Here is a 449-nt window from a genome sequence, read left to right on the forward strand (position 1 = left end):
GTTGACTCTTGGCCCCTCGGCACCCGTCGACGGCCTGCACGATTTGGCCGGACTGCCGCTGCAGGAACTCAACCTGCTGAACCTACCTGCCGGCTTCTCCTTCGAAGCACTCCGCCAGCTCCCACAGCTGCGCGAACTGCTCCTCTACACCCTCCTGCCGTGGAGAACGCTGAAACCTCTTCCCGCTCCACCGACCCTCACAAAGCTGTGGCTCGGCAGCCAGGTCGAAGCCTCCATCACGGGCATCACCCAGTGGCCCATGCTCGACGACGTCGTCATCAACCACGTCATGGACGCGGTGGAATGGGCCGAGCTCGCGGCACTTCCCCGGCTCACCTTCCTTCACGTCACCGACGCCGACTTCACCGGCGCACCCACCATGGCGACTGTCTCCCGCCTCGGGCTCGTCCTGACCCGCTCCGACATTCGCCTCGACCTGATCCCGGACC

1 pseudogene is annotated in these 449 nt (G+C 65.5%); it reads left to right on the top strand.

Annotated features, from left to right (window positions below):
* Positions 1 to 449 (top strand): annotated as a pseudogene (locus ACFRCG_RS48550) (DNA-binding protein); the annotation flags it as partial.

The sequence above is a fragment of the Embleya sp. NPDC056575 genome (genome assembly GCF_042793325.1).
In the GTDB taxonomy this organism is placed as follows: domain Bacteria; phylum Actinomycetota; class Actinomycetes; order Streptomycetales; family Streptomycetaceae; genus Embleya.